Source organism: Pontibacter sp. LHS2 (genome assembly GCF_058932845.1).
On the sequence record NZ_JBZYWG010000004.1, the window covers coordinates 72394 to 90183 of the forward strand.

14 protein-coding genes are annotated in these 17790 nt (G+C 47.6%); 4 read left to right on the forward strand and 10 right to left on the reverse strand.

The features are described from left to right. Window positions 1–125: 125 nt before the first annotated feature. The 3 genes from porW to uvrC are packed head-to-tail and all read left to right on the forward strand — an operon-like array spanning window position 126 to window position 7164. Entirely contained in the window at window positions 126–3026 is a 2901-nt protein-coding gene (gene porW / locus AC5FX6_RS18260; protein WP_493598401.1) for a type IX secretion system periplasmic lipoprotein PorW/SprE, read from the forward strand. A gap of 1 nt (window position 3027) precedes the next feature. Further along, window positions 3028–5334, forward strand: coding sequence for a penicillin-binding protein 1A (locus tag AC5FX6_RS18265; RefSeq protein WP_493598402.1), 2307 nt, complete (start codon window positions 3028–3030; stop codon window positions 5332–5334). Between the two features lie 12 nt (window positions 5335–5346). After that, the gene (gene uvrC / locus AC5FX6_RS18270; RefSeq protein WP_493598403.1) at window positions 5347–7164 is read left to right on the forward strand and encodes an excinuclease ABC subunit UvrC; all 1818 of its coding nucleotides are present in this window, start codon (window positions 5347–5349) and stop codon (window positions 7162–7164) included. Window positions 7165–7413: 249 nt separating this feature from the next. Here the strand turns inward: uvrC and porN are convergent, their stop codons facing one another. From porN to lipB, 9 genes are all read right to left on the reverse strand, one after another. After that, a complete protein-coding gene (gene porN, locus AC5FX6_RS18275) occupies window positions 7414–8271 on the reverse strand; it encodes a type IX secretion system ring subunit PorN/GldN (protein WP_493598404.1) in 858 nt (285 codons plus the stop codon). Window positions 8272–8295: 24 nt separating this feature from the next. Next, window positions 8296–9894 carry a type IX secretion system motor protein PorM/GldM gene (gene porM / locus AC5FX6_RS18280; RefSeq protein WP_493598405.1) on the reverse strand — a complete coding sequence of 533 codons (1599 nt, stop codon included), beginning with the start codon at window positions 9892–9894 and terminating at the stop codon, window positions 8296–8298. Between the two features lie 51 nt (window positions 9895–9945). Further along, window positions 9946–10746 carry a type IX secretion system motor protein PorL/GldL gene (gene porL / locus AC5FX6_RS18285; protein WP_493598406.1) on the reverse strand — a complete coding sequence of 267 codons (801 nt, stop codon included), beginning with the start codon at window positions 10744–10746 and terminating at the stop codon, window positions 9946–9948. 76 nt (window positions 10747–10822) lie between these two features. Beyond that, a complete protein-coding gene (gene porK / locus AC5FX6_RS18290; protein WP_493598407.1) occupies window positions 10823–11842 on the reverse strand; it encodes a T9SS ring complex lipoprotein PorK/GldK in 1020 nt (339 codons plus the stop codon). A 225-nt stretch (window positions 11843–12067) separates the two neighbouring features. Further along, entirely contained in the window at window positions 12068–13027 is a 960-nt protein-coding gene (locus AC5FX6_RS18295; RefSeq protein WP_493598408.1) for a PorP/SprF family type IX secretion system membrane protein, read from the reverse strand. A 155-nt stretch (window positions 13028–13182) separates the two neighbouring features. Further along, window positions 13183–13974 (reverse strand): uroporphyrinogen-III synthase, encoded by a 792-nt coding sequence (locus AC5FX6_RS18300; RefSeq protein ID WP_493598409.1) that lies wholly within the window; start codon window positions 13972–13974, stop codon window positions 13183–13185. 61 nt (window positions 13975–14035) lie between these two features. Then, entirely contained in the window at window positions 14036–15196 is a 1161-nt protein-coding gene (locus AC5FX6_RS18305; RefSeq protein WP_493598410.1) for a DUF4271 domain-containing protein, read from the reverse strand. 38 nt (window positions 15197–15234) lie between these two features. After that, window positions 15235–15639 (reverse strand): hypothetical protein, encoded by a 405-nt coding sequence (locus tag AC5FX6_RS18310; protein ID WP_493598411.1) that lies wholly within the window; start codon window positions 15637–15639, stop codon window positions 15235–15237. Continuing rightward, window positions 15640–16362 (reverse strand): lipoyl(octanoyl) transferase LipB, encoded by a 723-nt coding sequence (gene lipB, locus AC5FX6_RS18315; RefSeq protein ID WP_493598759.1) that lies wholly within the window; start codon window positions 16360–16362, stop codon window positions 15640–15642. Window positions 16363–16523: 161 nt separating this feature from the next. Here lipB and AC5FX6_RS18320 point away from each other — a divergent pair, with 161 nt between their 5' ends. Next, a complete protein-coding gene (locus AC5FX6_RS18320) occupies window positions 16524–16886 on the forward strand; it encodes a YraN family protein (protein ID WP_493598412.1) in 363 nt (120 codons plus the stop codon). Here AC5FX6_RS18320 and AC5FX6_RS18325 read toward each other — a convergent pair. After that, window positions 16883–17782 (reverse strand): toxin-antitoxin system YwqK family antitoxin, encoded by a 900-nt coding sequence (locus tag AC5FX6_RS18325; RefSeq protein WP_493598413.1) that lies wholly within the window; start codon window positions 17780–17782, stop codon window positions 16883–16885. The genes AC5FX6_RS18320 and AC5FX6_RS18325 overlap by 4 nt on opposite strands. Window positions 17783–17790 lie beyond the last annotated feature (8 nt).

A 17790-nucleotide genomic window follows, 5' to 3' on the forward strand; every position in this document is an offset into this window, starting at 1 on the left:
CTTATATAATTGGCATATTATTGTATTTTTGTAGATGGCTTACGGCCTGCGCCTTGTTCCAGTCCGGATACTTTCAGGTATAGCCGGGCCGTTATATTGGAATAGGTGGCCAGGCTGCCCTTTTTATGCTGCACACAACCGATACTTTGAGCAAAAACTCCTCATATATCTTCTTCATTCTGGCCTGCCTTGTATTGGCTGGCTGTTCTGCTGAGCGCAATAACCCGCTTAGCAAAGCCTATCATAATACCACTGCCCGATACAACGGCTATTTTCTGGCAAAAGAGAAACTCGATGCGATTGAGAAGAGTGTGAAGGACCAGACGGTGTATGATTACAACCGCCCACTGCCTATTTTCCCGCCCATCGACTCTGCTACTTATAAGGCACATGCCGCTGATTTGGAGGATGTCATCAAAAAGGCCTCTTTCCCGATCCAGTACCACCCTAATAGCAAGTGGATTGATGACAGTTATTTGGTGATTGGCAAAGTACGTTTTTATGAGCTCAACTTTCCGGAGGCCGCGCAAACATTCCGCTATGTGAATTCCACAGGCAAGGACCGCCATGTGAAACATGAAGCACTGGTATGGCTGATGCGTTCTTTTCTGAAGCTGGGCGAGACAGACAATGCCTGGCAGGTGTCGGAGTTTCTGCGCAAGGAGCGTCTGAACCGCGACAATGCCCGGGAGCTATACCTGGCCCGCGCCGAGTATCATCTTATGCAAGGTGATACCGCCGCTGTGATCGAGAACCTGGACTTATCGCTGCCAAACTTTACGGAGCGGGATGACCAGTCACGCGTTCGTTTCTCCTTGGCGCGGCTATACCAGGATCGCGGCCAAACCAAAGAAGCCTACCAGCAGTACAGCCGTATCCTGCGCCGCAATCCGCCTTACGACCTGGGCTTTTTTAGCAGGCTATACCTGGGCCAGGTGTCAGAACTGGACGATGCCCAGGACCTGAACCGCATCACAGGCTATTATCAGAAAATGCTGCGCGATGAGAAGAACACAGAGTATCGCGACAAGATCTACTACGAAATGGCCGTGTTTGAGCGTCGCCAGCAGCACTATGACAAAGCGCTACAGAACATTGAGCAGTCGCTGAAAACCCCAGGCTCCATACCTAACCAGAAAGCCTATACCTACTTGCTGGCCGGTGAGATCTATTTTGAGAACCTGAACAAATACGACCTGGCACAGGCCTATTATGACAGCGCGGTGCAGGTATACCCGCAGCAAGCGATCGAGTATGAGCAAGTACTGGAGCGTCGCAACGTCCTCGCTGACTTTACGAAGCAATACAACACGATACAGCTGCAGGACAGTCTGCAACAACTGGCCGCTATGAGCGAAGGCGAGCGGCTGGCCTTTGTACAAAACATAGTGCAGCAGGAAGAGCAAATGCGGCAGCAGGAGCAAGCCCGTCAGTTGGAACAGGATAAGCAGCGCAAAGCCCGCCGCGCACAGGAGCAGCAGGCAGCCGTGACTGTTGGAGGCCGCAATAACCCGAACTCAGCCGTAGGTGGCGGTAATACAGGAGGGGTATTCTATTTTGATAACCCGGCAGCCATGGCAACCGCCCGTTCTGAGTTTGTGAGGCGCTGGGGTGACCGTCCGTTGCAGGACAACTGGCGACTGCTGAGCCGAGGCGAAGCCGTGGGAGGACGGGAAGAAGCGATTGCCATGGAGCAGCCAACTGAAGCGACCGAAGCTGAAACCGAAGAGAATCGGTCCGCTCGACTTCAGACGCAGGTTGAGACCTATCTGCAAAACATCCCTACGACAACCCTCGCATTACAGCAGTCAGAGAAATTACTAGAGGATGCCATGTTCCGCCTGGGCAACATCTATGCCCAGAAGCTGAACTCGCCAGACCAGGCCACTGCGACCTACGAAAAGTTTATACAGCGTTTCCCGCAATCAGAGTATGCAGCCGAGGCCCATTATAGCCTATATCTGATCTATAGTAGGGCAGATAGTGAACAGAAGAACACTTATTACGCCAAGATCAAGCAGCATTACCCGAACACGATCTATGCTAAGCTGATAGATGACCCGAACTATTTAAGTCAGAATGCCCTCGACAACATTAAGGCGCATGCTCTGTATGACTCTGCCTATGCACAGTATGAGCAAGGCGAGTATCAGCAGGCCACTGCGCTGCTCACATCGCTGAGCCAGGTATACCCGCTGAATGACATACCTGATAAAGTTGCCTTCCTGCATGTAATGATCACCGCACGCTCTGAAAGACCGGAGTTGCTTCGACAGCAGCTGCTTGCTTTTAAGCAACAGCACCCGTCTAGTCCGCTGACTCCCCGTGCCGATGAATTGCTGAAGCGGTACCAGGACCTGGAGAGTAAACAACAGCTCCGTCAGGAGGCACCAACGCCACCTACAGCGCAATTGTCAGACGAGCGAACGCCAGAGCAACGGGTTAATACTAATATTGCATTGGCATCAGCACGTGAGCGAAACGCAGCCATGCAGCCGCAGCGACCTGCCACAACGCTTCCTATACCTGATACCGCGTCAGTTAATCGTGCTGATACGACAGCCGCTGCTCAGATTGGCACGCCTTTGGATGCGGCCTCTACAGCACAGGACACCGCTACAGCTCAGACGCCAGAGGTAAAAGCTCCGGCAGTTGACCCATTGGCCTTTACCAGCGCTCCTGACTCGGCTTATTATTATGTGATGCTATACCCTACAGAGCATGCTGCTTTCAAAGACATCGTGGCGAAGTATGAAAAGTATAACAACACTTACTTCCGTAACCAGAAGCTAGCTCTTGAGCAACAGCCCTTCGATGGGAGTAGAGGCATGCTGCTGCTGCGGGCTTTCCCTAACCTGAAAGAGGCACAGGCTTATAACATTAAACAAAAAGCGCCGCAATCCCCGATCGGCAGAATTCGGGGCGTAGAATTCATTACCTTTGCAATATCATCCGCCAACTGGCAGAAGTTGCTTCAGAAGAAGGATGTAGAAGAATATCTGAATTACTTCAGAACGAATAATTAACATGGCAACAACCACTCGCCCAAAACCAAAAACGGTATTCCCTAAGATCATTTCCACACTCTGGCTGCTTTTCCTGAGTGGCTTGGCTGTGTTTATACTTTACATCTATGCGGTCAGCGTCAATTTTCTGAATCTTTTCGGAGACCTGCCCAACATGCGCACGCTTGAGAACCCGAAAAGCGCCCTTTCCTCCGTGCTTTACTCAGCCGACAATAAGGAACTGGGCAAGTACTTCCGCGAGAACCGTACACCGATCGATTATACAGACCTGCCCGAGAACTTTGTACATGCCTTGATGGCAACAGAGGACATCCGCTTTGAAGAGCACTCAGGTATAGACCCTGAAGCGATGGCACGTGTGGCGGGCTCCCTGATGATCGGCAGTTCCAAAGGTGGCGGTAGTACCCTGACCCAGCAGTTAGCCAAAAATCTGTTTCGTACCCGTGGCGAAGAGCTGAACAACGGTTATCTGAATGACAAGCCGGGCTTCCGTACGCTTATCCACAAAACGAAGGAGTGGATCATGTCTGTGAAACTGGAGCAGTCTTATACCAAGCAGGAGATCATGATCATGTACCTGAACATCTTCGAGTTTGGTAGCAATGCTTTTGGTCTGCAGTCAGCCGCTAAGACTTTTTTCGGAAAAGATGCCAGTGATCTGGAAGTGCAGGAATCAGCTGTATTGGTCGGCCTCTTTAAAAACCCGAACTTCTACAGTCCGAAATTCAACCCTGAAAACTCCAAGCGTCGCCGCAATGTGGTCATGTCGCAGATGGTGAAGTACGGCTATATGACACAGGCCGAGTATGACAGCTTGAAAGAGACCGATATCAAACTGAATTACCGTGTTGAGAACCAAAACGTAGGCCTTGCCCCTTACTTCCGTACCGAAGCCAGCAAATTTTTGCTGAAATGGTGCCGTGAAAATGGCTACGACCTGTATGCGGATGGTCTGAAGATCTATACCACCATCGACTCACGCATGCAGACTTATGCTGAGCAGGCCGTAGAAGAGCACATGAAAGACCGCCAGAAAGAGTTCTTCTCTCACTGGAAAGGCCGTAACCCGTGGATTGATCGTCAGGGAAAAGAAATACCAGATTATTTGCAGACCGCTATTAAGCGCACCGACCGCTACCGCAACTTGCAAAGACAGTTTGATGGCAATCAGGACTCTATTAATTACTATCTCAACAAGAAGATTCCGATGACCATCTTTACCTATGATGGTGAGAAAGAAGTACAGATGAGCCCGCTTGACTCGCTCAAGCACTATAAGCACTATCTGCAAACGGGCTTTATGGCTATGGAACCGCAGACTGGTCACATTAAGGCATGGGTTGGAGGTATCAATTACAAGCACTTCAAGTATGACCACGTGAAACAGGGTGCTCGTCAGCCAGGCTCCACCTTCAAGCCCTTCCTGTACACAGCCGCTATCGAGAATGGTTACTACCCTTGCTACGAAGTGCTCGACACGCAGGTATGTATACCTTTGGGTGATGGTACGATGTGGTGCCCGAACAATGCTGACAATAAGTTCTCAGGAGAGAAGTTTACGCTCCGCAAAGCCATGGCACAGTCTGTTAACTCAATTTCTGCTTTCCTGGTGAATAAGCTCGGAGCCGAGACATTGGTTAAGACTGCTAAGCGTATGGGTATATCAACGCCGCTTGAGGCGAATCCATCGCTTGCACTGGGTGTAAATGATGTGACGCTTTATGATATGGTAGGCGCTTACGGTACTTATGTGAACAGCGGTACCTGGATAGAGCCTAACTTTATTACCCGCATAGAAGACAAGCACGGCAATGTGCTACACGAGTTTGTACCCAAGACCGTTGACGCCCTTAGTGAAGAGACTGCTTACATGATGGTGCATATGCTCAAGGCTGCAGCTGAGCCGGGCGGTACAGCTTACTATGGCCTGCGCCACCGCAACGGACTTAAGAACGAGATCGGCGGCAAGACTGGTACTACACAGAACTACTCTGACGCCTGGTTCATGGGTATTACACCTGATCTGGTAGCTGGTGCCTGGGTTGGAGGTGATGACCGTTCAATTCACTTCCGTACGATCGCACTGGGTCAGGGTAACAAACTGGCCATGCCGATCTATGGTAACTTTATGCAGAAGGTATATGCTGACAAGTCATTGGAAAGATCAAAAGACCCATTCCCTAAACCTTCTACGCCTTTATCGGTAGAATTAGATTGTTCTAAGTATAATAACGGCATGACGGTAGACTCCCTGCAACAGGATCAGTTTTACCAAACACCTGCCCCGATCGACTTAGATGCTTTCTAATGAAAATTAAGCATGGCTGCAAACGAGAAGCTACGGGAGAAGATATCCCACTTACCACATAAACCAGGCATATATAAGTTTTTTGATGATGATGGCATCATCTATGTAGGCAAAGCGATTGATATCAGGAAGCGGGTTAGCTCCTATTTCAATCGCTCTGCACAGCATAACAAGAAGACCCTCAAACTCATCTCCAAGATCAAGGACATCGAATTCACGATAGTTGATACCGAGGCCGATGCCTTTTTGCTGGAGAACAACCTGATCAAGCAGTATCAGCCTAAGTATAATATCCTGTTGAAAGATGGGAAGACTTATCCTTACATCTGTATTGTAAATGAGCGCTTCCCGAGGGTTATCAGTACGCGCAATAAGATCAACGATGGCTCCCGCTATTTCGGTCCATACCCCAGCGGTACGACCATGCACATTGTGTTGGACCTGATCCGTACCTTGTATCCCCTGCGCACGTGTACCTATAACCTATCTCCTGAAAATATCGCAGCCGGCAAGTTCAAGGTATGCCTCGAGTATCATATCGGTAATTGCAAAGGCCCGTGCGAGGATTTGGTTGATGAAACTAACTATAACCAGTACATCGCGCAAATCAAGAATATCCTTTCAGGTAATCTCTCCATCGCCAAAAACTACTTCAAAGAGCGAATGGCTGTTGCGGCAGCTGATTATCAGTTTGAGCAGGCTCATCGCTACAAACAAAAGCTTGATATGCTGGAAGACTACCAGGCAAAGTCTACAGTAGTTAGTAACACACTCTCTAATATTGACGTTTTTTCGATCACGTCGAATGAAAAGTGTGCTTTTGTGAACTACCTGAAAGTCATGAACGGCTCTATCATCCAAACGCAGTCATTGGAGCTGCATAAGAAGCTGGATGAATCTGATGAAGAGTTGCTGGCTTCTGTGATCGTGCAGTTGCGGCACGAGTTTGAGAGCACTTCACGTGAGATTATTACAAACATAGAGCTTTCCTTGCCGCTTGATAATATCACGATTACACAGCCTCAGATAGGTGATAAGCGCAAACTGCTTAATCTATCTATGAAGAATGCCATGTACTTGCGCAAAGAGCGTGAGGGTCGACAGGAGCAAAATAAAAATCTGGGAGAGCAACGGGAGGTCCGTGTATTGGAAACCATGAAGAAGGACCTTCGATTAACTGAGCTCCCGCGTCACATTGAGTGCTTTGACAACTCTAACTTCCAGGGTGATAATCCGGTTGCATCTATGGTATGCTTCAAAAACGGAAAGCCTAGCAAAAAAGACTATCGTCACTATCATATTAAGTCTGTCGTCGGCCCCAACGACTTTGAGTCGATGTATGAGGTTGTCTCTCGTCGTTACAAACGATTGCTTGAAGAGAAACAGTCATTGCCTCAGTTGATCATCATTGATGGTGGTAAGGGGCAGCTCAGCTTTGCTGTACAGGCATTAAAAGACCTTGATCTGTGGGGCAAGATTGCCATCGTAGGTATAGCCAAGCGATTGGAAGAGATTTTCTATCCCGGAGATAAGCTTCCGCTATACATTGACAAAAAGTCGGAATCCTTGAAGCTGATTCAGCGCTTGCGTAATGAAGCGCACCGGTTTGCCATTACCTTCCACCGCTCCCGCCGCGATGCTGGCACTCTGAAGACAGAACTAACTGACGTAAAAGGCATTGGCCCAAGCACTGCTGACGCTTTACTTCAGAAATTCAGATCCGTAAAGAAACTTAAAGAGCTAACTTTGGCAGAATTGACAGTTGAGGTTGGGCAGCGAAAGGCTCAGATACTCTATGACTATTTCCATAGTAACGAAGGAGCTGCTTAAGGCTATAATCTTCCTCGTTGCCTAAATTTAGGCCTTATCGCTCTTCTTCTTTTGTTGCTCTTTTACTGATTACTACTGCAGTCCTCATCTCATTATTTATCTACTAACTGATCAAATCAAACTTTGAGATAGGTATACTTGATTTTAGTGCAGCTTACACCTGCCTTGGATAGATCATTTACCAGTTCAGCCTATAATAAAAAAGGGGAGATCTTTTCAGATCTCCCCTTTTTTGTAGTTGTCTTATAACTAGTAGCTCCAGAGGCTGTATTCGTACTCGATCAACGCTTCAAGCGCTTCCTGAGCAGCTAACAGGCCTTTCTTACCACCACCATAGATATCTCCTAATGCTCTGTCATTCGGGTTAGATATCTTCGTGATATAAGAGCTGAATAACCACAGATCGAACGCATCAGCCAGGTTCTTATGCTGAGCATCATTCTGAGCGTTGTACCAGATAGCATTTTCAGGATTGTTTCTGAAAACCTTCACCAGATCGCTCATCTTAAAGCTACCTACTGTCTGCTCAAAACCAAGTGGGTTAAGCGTGGAAGGTACTTTAATACTGATTGTCTGGATATCATGGTACATACGAGAACGCTTCTTATCGAAAACTACGTTCTCTTTCAGTTCCAGGAGATAAAGTTGTTTTGCAAAATATTCGTTGCTTACAGGAGCAGCATCTTTTGTAGCCGTCGTACCCAGAGCAGCTCCCCAGGCATCTTCCTCTTCCTCTTGTTGACCGAAACCAGCTGCGATTTCTTCCTCTGTCAAACCGCCGCCCATATCTTTTGCGGTCATGTTCTCCAGGAATTCCTCTCTTGATAGCGGTACATTAACTGAGTCTGACTTATAAGCCACCAATTCGCCGCTTTTTACAGCATCGATCAAAATTTTGGTGATCTCTCTGTTTTCAGAAAACAATGGTCTGTTTTGTTTCTCACGCAAATCAATTTTGCGCCATACCGTTTTCTTAAACAGAACATCTGACTCCGGAATAGGTCTTGCTGATGGATTGCTAGACTGTGTGGTAGACACTTGCTGCGCCACTGCTCCGAAAGAGAACAATATACCAGCTGCTACACCTATTGCTTTTATAAGTTTCATATTCCTTGTAAGCTTCTAATCTTTTTAGTTAAGTGGTATAGTGAAGATACCGTCACCAGATGCGTTAGCAGATACTGGTGTCCCCTGGTAGTTCAGGCGTTTTACTTCCATCACCTCGATCGTAACACGGTCGCCTTTACCAGCTTTCGCTGCAAAACGGCTCAGGTCACCAGTTGGGCTAGAGAATTCAGCCTGATCTACTGGCTGAGAACCTCTTACCAGGAATGCTCTCCACTTTGTTACTCTATAACGAGCTTCGTTTGGCAAAAATTGCTTGAAGCCTTCTTCAGGTATAGCCTGGATTTCAACCGCTCTGATAGATTGAGCAGGTATACCACGTTTCTGGTCAACTGGTCTGCCATTTACCAAAGTAGCTAGTGTAGGACGGGGGATCGGACGAACTTTGAAAGTTTCTGAACCAATTGCATTACCGCCGCTGCTTACATTAAGCTTCACTTCAGTAGCATTCGGAATAACCGTTACCTGACCTTTTTTAGCGCCTTTTACAGCACTAGCACCTGTTGCTGAGAAGCTAGGATCGTAAACTGCACCAAGTGCTGGCACCTGGATGTTCAGTTCGTTAGCGCACTGGAAATAAAGTGCCTGAACTGAAGCAGACTGTACCTGAATCACTGGCTTCGCTACGATGTACTCTTCTGTTACGTCCAGTACTTCCTGCTCACCGTTCTTGTCAATGATAACCTGACCTTTCCAAGTTTGCTTTGAGTTACCATCAGCGTCGTAGTTGTTCGCTGCAGCTGTAAATTCGATGATACCTTTACCGTCTACTACATTGATCGGCTTACCCTGGAACGTCATCTTTGGAGTGATAGCGTCAGATGAAGCGGCGATAAACATATCAGCCTTGTATTTGGTACCAGCAGCTACTGTCTTAGACTCAGCGCGTGCCATTGCAAAGATCTTCTCGAACTTGATGATGTCTGCACCTACTCTTTGAGCAAGGTTCTGCAGGGCATCAGCTTCATACTTCAGGATCTCTGCTTCTTTCTGTGAAAGGGTTGCAAGCGCAGCTACCAGTGGAGTAGCTTCAAAGTTCAGCTGTGCAAAGTCCTTATTACGCTGAGCGCGGTCTTTAGCAGCCATCGGGTCAGTCTTTCCGTCACGAGCCAGAATCTCTGGCATGCCTGGGTTGTACTGCTTCATGAACTTAGCGTAGTTGTTCAAACGCTGCTCTAACTCGTAGGCCGCACCGTTTTTAGCACTTGCAGGTCCGATCATCGTCATAGCAACCAGATCTTCAGCACTTGGGTTAGCATATCCGGTTTTCTCTTCGTTCTCACCACCTGTTTTCTGGATCAGTGTTGCACGAAGGCCACGAATATACTCTACTAGTTCACCTGTTTCTTTTCTAACAGCATTGGCGCTCTCGAGAACAGTTTTGTCCTTTTCTCGGTTACCACCTTCGCTGACCTTGGATTTAATATTCGTTACAACTCCGCTATTGTCAGTTTGCGTTTTATTGTTGACGTCCATAAGACTCTCATCAATAAACTGAAACTTTAACAGGATAGCAGAGTTCACTTGCAGGGCGAGAAGTGCGGTCAGTACCAGGTACATCATACCGATCATCTTCTGCCGTGGTGTCTCTTTTCCTCCAGCCATTTTCTACTTAGTTACTGTTGTTTTCTTGTTGATTTAGGAAATGATGCGCAATTAGCCTTTCATAGCTGTCAGCATGTTACCGTACACTGTGTTCAGTGAGTGTAGGTTATGCGTCAGTTTAGAAACTTCTTGCTTGAACTGCTCAGTGTCTTTGCTGGCATCGGTCAGGTTTTCCATGGCCATGCTCAGGTTTCCGTAGAACTTGTTCATTGCTTTCAGGTGGTTGTTAGCATCCTGAAGCTCCATCTCGTAAACAGCATTCAGAGCACCTAAGTTTCTTGTCATGCCTTGTACTTGTGCATGGTACTCCTGTGCGTCGTTAGTAGCAACAGCCATTTTAGACAGTGCATCTGCTGTTGTAGCATAAGCTTGTGTAATACGGCCCAGCTCGTCACCGGCTGCTTTCACACGTACACCGTACTCGTTAGTAGCAGCAGTTGCCTGGCTTAGGTCAGCCATTTGAGCTGCTGTTTCACTTAGTCTGTTCAGACCAAGACCTAGTGTGTTGATTGTAGCTGGCGTAATGTCAGCGTCACGCATCATCTTGTCAAGTTCTTTTGTAACTGATGTGTTGTTGTTTGAAGCTGTAGTTGGGATAAGTCCTTCTCCTGCGTAGTCATCAGCCAGTTGTGGGTATACTCTTGCCCAATCTGGATCATGTGGCTGCGGCTGGAATGCACTAAGTGCAAAGATTACGGCCTCTGTACCAAGACCTACGATCAGCATGATGTCGGCACCTGGCCAGTGCTGAATTTTAAACAATGCTCCGATAATTACGACTGCGGCACCAAGACCATACACTTTGGGCATCAACACGTCGTACAAGAAACTGCGACCTCTAGCTTTGCTCATTTTGTTTTCAAAAATTAAATGTGAACGATTGGGTATTAAATTGTTTAGTTTTTAACTGTTAGAAGACTTCTATTGACTATCTGAACTCTCTTCCTGAAGAGCGTCCCAGGTAGATCATCGCGTTGCGGAAACCAACATAAGATCTGGCTGAGTCCTGATATTCGAAGTTACGAGTGCCTGTTTCGAGGAAGTATGCAATATCTTTCCAAGAGCCGCCTCTCACTACTTTGCGAGGCTCGTTATCATCATAGTAAACTGGGTTCAAGTCCCAGGTAATCGGCACAGTAGCATCAGCGTAGGCATCTTCGCACCACTCGGCTACGTTACCAGCCATGTCATACAGGCCAAAGTCGTTCGGGAAGAACTGGGCTACAGGAGCCGTGTAAGTAAAGCCATCACTGTAGTAGTCACCACGGCCCGGCTTAAAGTTTGCCAGCAGACAGCCTTTGGCATTGCGCAGGTATGGACCACCCCAAGGGTATGTTGCCATATCGCGGCCGCCTCTGGCAGCGTATTCCCACTCAGCCTCAGATGGCAGACGGAATTTCGGCATTGGCGCCATGCCGTTGTCAGCATTGGCTTGGTTTTTATGCTTTGTTCTCCAGTCAGAGAAGTACTTGGCAGCAAACCAGTTCACACCCACCACCGGATACTCATCGAATGCAGGATGAGAAAAATAGTACTCCATTAATGGATCACCCATGTGGTAAGTGAAGTCGCGCACCCAAACAGTTGTGTCAGGGTATAGGCTTGTCATCACAAAGTCTTCACCAAGAATATCAATCGAGTCATTGATCATTACTTCAATGAACTGACGGTACTCGTTGTTCGTGATCTCGGTTTCGTCCATATAGAAGCCGCCTATCGTCACCTGCTTGTTCAGGTTCGCCATAGTTGCCGCTATATCCTGATCTGCCTGGCCCATATGGAAAGTTCCGCCCGGGCAGGCAACCATGCCGTAAGGTACAGCCTGTGGATTGTAGTCTGGTCGATCCTCTGCGCCTACTAGGTCGCCTTGCGGTCCTCTTCTTAACCCACAACTCGCAAGCAGTACCACCGCCAAAGCGAAGGAAGACAGCTTTAATAGTTTGTTCATGATGACTTTGGAAAAAGTAAATTTTTTAGCAATTATTTATGCACACTATTTCTGGTGTAGCAAATATATTGAGAATTAGAAATAAAACAAAAACAATTAAAATTCTCACTTATTAATAATTTTCAAACGGTATTATATCAAGATTATTATACCATACGAGAATTATTTTAACTGTATTTTTTCAAGAATACAGCTTTTCCGTGATAAATACAATATCACGAAAATTTATTTAGTGAAATTATAGCGTGGGGTTCGCACTGGCGGTCTGAACCGAACAACTGGCTCAGGTAATCGATAGGAAACCATCACTTCATGTGATGTTGGGGCCTTGGCCTCTCTGTTAAATGTTGTCAGATCTAATGCATATCCTACCCGCAGCGCGTTATCCTGCAACATCGCTATACCCACAAGCGCACTAACAGCTTCTTGATGCCGAAAATTCAATCCGCCCCAATATTTTTCATCAAATGTTATGCGGGCTCCTGCATCAAATGAAAACGTCTCAGTATCATGCTTTAGAAGGGCTGTTGGGGTAAGTACCAGTTGGTTCGTCAACGGCAAATGGTAGCCGCCTGTCAGGTATATATGGTTCTCGCCAACTACGCGTCCGCCTCCTGTGTTATCAACATCCATAAACTGGTAACTGGAGCGCAGCAAATTGGTCACGCCACCGCCTGCATAAAAGCGCTCTGACTCATACCATACGCCAGCTCCCATATCAAATTTGGAGTCTGAACTGTTGAACGGGATATTAGGGTCTCCTTCGTCGATGAAGCGGTAGCTGCCTTTTCTTATATTATTTATATTACCCTGCACACCTATACCTAATTTGCCTTCGCCCACATTTAAATGGAAAGAGTAAGAGATGGCCGCTTGCTGTATCCGGGTGTTAGCAATCTGGTCTTGCACCAAGGTTATACCTACACCACCTTTCAGCAGGCGCACCGGGGTATGGGCTGTTAGCAGCAAGGTACGCGGAGATCCGCCATCGTCAAACGAGGCGTCGTAGTTCAACCACTGGTAACGATAGATGGATTGTATTTCAGGACGGTTGGTTATACCTGCATAAGCTGGGCTGATATACATGCCGTTGAATCCATAATGGGTAAATTGAGGCTGTTGCTGCGCCCAGGAGTTGAGGTGGCAGATGAACAGCAACAAAACGGCAGGTATTATCTTTTTCATAGAATGTTGCAGCTAAGCAAGCGTTAACTGGACGTTAAAGAGCCAGAGTTGAACCAAATATATATATTAAACAGTAAAACGCAAAAGCAAGCAGATGGTTGATTCTACTTGCTTTTGCGTTTTACTGTTTTAATCTGGCCTTAAATTGAGGCTATTTATTTCTTCTGCCCCTGTATATACACCTCAATAGCTCCGGTCATGGAAGGGGCATTTGGCATTGGCGCCTCTATGTCCAGCTCCAGCCCTGCATCACGCACCGCTTTGGCTGTGGTTGGGCCAAATGCCGCGATGCGGGTATTGTTCTGTTTGAAATCAGGGAAGTTGATAAACAGTGAAGTGATGCCTGATGGACTGAAAAAGGCAATGCAATCGTAAGTCACATCGTCCAGATCCGATAAGTCGGCAGCCACCGTTTTGTAGATAACAGCTTCTGTGTGCTTTATCTTGTTGGCTTGCAGAAAACCAGGTATATCGTCCTTGCGGATGTTGGAGCAAGGATACAGGAACTTCTCGTTCTTGTGCTTCTTGATGACTTCAAAAAGATCCTTGGCTGTCTTCTCACCTACAAACAACTTGCGCTTGCGCAGGGTAATGTATTTCTGCAGATAGTAAGCCGTCTGATCTGAAATACAGAAGTACTTCATGTCGGCTGGCATCTCGATTTTACTCTCCTGGCAGATTCTGAAGAAGTGGTCTACAGCGTTGCGGCTAGTAAAGATCACAGCCGTATGCGACAGGATGTCTACCTTGTCTTTGCGGAATTCTTTGTAGGAAACAGGCTCTACTTCGATAAACGCCCTGAAATCTACCTTAATACCATATTTCTCAGCGATAGAGAGATAGGGAGAGTTGTCAGTAGTAGGCTGTGGTTGCGTTACAAGTATACTCTTGATCGGAACACTGTGTCTTTCAGGATTTGCCCAAGCCTTTTCTTTACTTTCAGCCATAGAGTATGGAAGTCTGTTTTTATATTATAAGCCGCCTGTCGAAACCTTCTTTTTTGTGTTTTTAAAAGTTAAACACAATAAATTTCAACATGATGGCTAACGGAATCACTTCTGTGGCGCAAAGGTAAGAAAATAAATGCAAATTTATCACAGAAGTCTGCTTATTTACTGTGACAAACACACGAATAATCGTGATAACCAGCAGTAAGAGCACCGCCATGCTCGAAACGGTGAGTACGGTATCAGGAGCTACCTGGTTCAGGGAAAGATAGAGTAGCATGACTACTGGCAGAAAAAGACCCAAAAACAGCAGAGAGCGCAGAAACTCACTGAATTGCACCTGTACAATCTGTTCTAATCCGAAAATATAGCCCATGACTTTCAGGAAAAGGTACTTTAACAGGATAACTGCAAAGATCAGAAAGGTATAGAACAATATTTTGGTGGTGATATCTGACTCTGAAACAGGAAAGAGCCGATTGAAGATACGCACGTGCTGCACATTGGTATGAATAGCCGCGATCAACAGCGCCATAGACATCGAGAAAGCGACGATAAACAGTACACCGGACCAGGTGCTCAGCGGCTTGGTCAGGAGGCCATCGTCGAGGGTTCTGGTTCGCCAAAAGGATTGCGCACCAAACACGGTATGAAAGTCTGAGGGGAAAGTGGTCTTGAGGCTGCCATACAATAACCCGATCAGCAGCATGAAAATAATGAAGGCATTCTGGTTGACGTACTCCCGCAGCCTAACTGAGAAGCTGCCCTGCACGGTTTCGTTTTCGTTGCGTTCTGTCTGCACCCGGTTGCGGAAAGACCCTACATTCGGGTGCTGCGACGGATGCCATACTGACAGCAGGTAACGCCCGTTCACTGGCTTTACCCGGCTGTTCCAGGTGGTCAGATCGAAGGTATAGTTGGAAGTAGAGTCCGCCGTAAAGATCAGCTGGTTGTTCAGGAAAAGGCACAGGTCCTTCTGGGCTGTAAAGTCAATCACAAAGGGCTTTGAAGGCGCCATGGTCACCCACTGATGCACCGCACTGTAGCCACCGTGCAGGTTCACAGCATAGGGCACCAGGTTACTGGAACCGGCGTCGTATACCTGCCAGTTGCCATTCAGGGTGTTTTTCTGGTCCAGTGGCAGCACTTGTGCCTGTAACGGCCAGGTCACCACCAAGAGCAGCAGCACGAGCCCGAAACTATACCTTATGCGGTTTATCAAATACACGGTCAGGGCGAAAAAGATTAGATTGCTATACCTTAAGAGTGGAGCACACCCTGCATTTGCAACATGCTGATCTCGATCAGATGCTCGTCTGTGATGGAATCAGGCACGAAAACAAAGCGCTTATCATAGATTTTGCCATCGATGTAGTAGCTTACCCAATACTCGTTGTTGAGTTTGAATACGGACGGGTCGATCAGCTCTACCTGCACAAAGCTTTTGGCCTCTACACGCTCAAACATGTGGCGCAGCACAGATGTCTTCACTTCTTCGTCTTTTATAGTGCCGTATCCCTTCGATGTGACAAACACATTGTCAAGCGCCATGCTATTGTTGTTGATCAGGTATACGTTCCAGGTGCGCTTGTCCGCCGACTCACCTGTGAAAGCAATGGCAATGGCCACACCCTGAACCGGGGTGAAATCAATATCCTTTTTCATTTAATCTGTTGTAATGCTCGCCTCAAAAAGAGTAGCCAGGTGGCTCTGTAGTTTTTCTTCTACCTCTGCCATTGGCAGTTCGCGGCCCAGCTCTTTGGCCAGCGAAGTAACCTGCTTGTCGGTGATACCGCAGGGCACGATGTTATTAAAATAGTCTAAATCAGTGTTGATGTTGAAGGCGAAACCGTGCATCGTAACCCAGCGGCTGCACTTTACGCCCATGGCGCAGATCTTGCGCGGGTTCTTTTGTTCCACGTGGTCCAGCCAAACGCCGGTGAGGCCAGGTATACGGCCCGCTTCTATACCATAGTCTTTCAGGGTCAGGATGATCGCCTCTTCCAGAAAACGCAGGTACTTGTGAATGTCGGTGAAGAAGTTATCGAGGTCCAGAATCGGATAGCCCACGATCTGCCCCGGACCATGGTAAGTAATATCACCGCCACGGTTGATTTTGTAGAACGTGGCTCCTTTCGCCTTAAGCCCCTCTTCGTTAATGAGCAGGTTGGATTCGTGACCGCTCTTGCCCAAGGTATACACGTGCGGATGCGAGCAGAAAATCAGGTAGTTTGGCGTCACCTCCTGCGCCTCGGGAGCGGCAGTGCGGTTGCGGGCCTTCATCTCCAGTATACCTGTAAAGAGCTTATCCTGATAATCCCAAGCTTCCTTGTAATCGATCAGTCCCAGGTGCTCAAACTGTATGGTCTTGTTCTGTGACACGTTTATTCTCCCTTCTTTCAAGGTATAGCTTCTCAGCAGACGGTAGTGCCGGCCGGGCTTATACCCTTCGTTCTCAGCAAAGATACGCCCGCCCGGGGGTATACGCAAACGGCAACTCCGACCACTGCCATAAAACCACCTGGCGCTATTCTAAGTTTAAATCATTTATGATGACACCGCAAGCACCTCATCTATCTACAGGAGCCAACGGCGAAGACCTGGCCTGCGAACTGCTTCACCAGAAAGGGTACAGCATCCTGCAACGCAACCTGCGCATGGGCAAAGCCGAGATCGACATTATTGCTCGCCAAAATGGAGTACTGGTATTTGTAGAAGTGAAAACCCGAACCAATGATGATTTTGGCTATCCGGAAGAGTTTGTGAACCGCCGAAAGCAGCGCATGATTCTCAATGCAGCTGATTCTTATATCCTAAAAACAGGCTGGCAGGAAGACATTCGCTTTGATATCATTGCCATCACGATGAGTAACCCACCGGAGCTGTTTCACATCGAAGACGCCTTTCATTAGCGAGCCGAGGCCCGTTTGTCCAGTTTGTCCTTTTCGTAGATCAGAGTGCCGTGGCGATCATACTGCTTCACCAAGAACGGCTCCATGGCAGGCTCGTAAGGTGTTTTCGGATACTGGTACTCGTACTGGCGACGGGCTCTGAAATCGAAATGCTTTACCCATACGCCTACTTTACGGCCTTTCTGGTACTGCCCGGTCCACTCCAGCTGTCCGTTCTCGTAGAAGCGGTAATACGTGCCCTGCACCTCGCCGTAAGCATACGGTATAACCTCTTTTATCTTTTTGGTGCCTTCATAGTAAATCACCTTAGCATCACGCACGAAGCCCTTTTCGAAATGCTCTTTTGACAACAGGATCCCATCACGGTTGTAACGTTCCCAGCGCAGGTGCTTCGTTCCTACATAAAAATAACCCTCTTCCACTACTTCACCGCCAAGTTCTTTTTTGTAAGGGCCATGCAGTACCCTGTGCTGCTCCGGATTCAGTTCGCTGCGACTTTTATAAAGTTTGCGCCGCTTGGTATCGTAGTAGTATTTTTCGGGAGCGTAAGGGTCAGGCTGCTGAAACTCGACCAGGTAGCTGAAAGATTCGATCACCTCCCGGTCGCCACGGCCACCGGACTTCACGAAGCCACGGGACACCCTGTCGCCCATGAAATAGCGTTTGTCAGCTTTCCGCTTGCGTTTTTTCTGATGCTTTTCTTCTACCTCTTCCACCTCACCAGTCTCCATAGATGGCTTCGCGGTATCAGCCAAAGCTATCGCTTCAGCTTTGGCACTCTGCTTCAGGGCAGCACGGCTCAGGTTATAGTCACTGTTGTAGGCTTTTGGTTTGCAGCCTGCAAGCCCTACAACCAGCAAAAAACCAAGCCAGACAAGATGAAGAAGGTGCTTCATGGAATAAG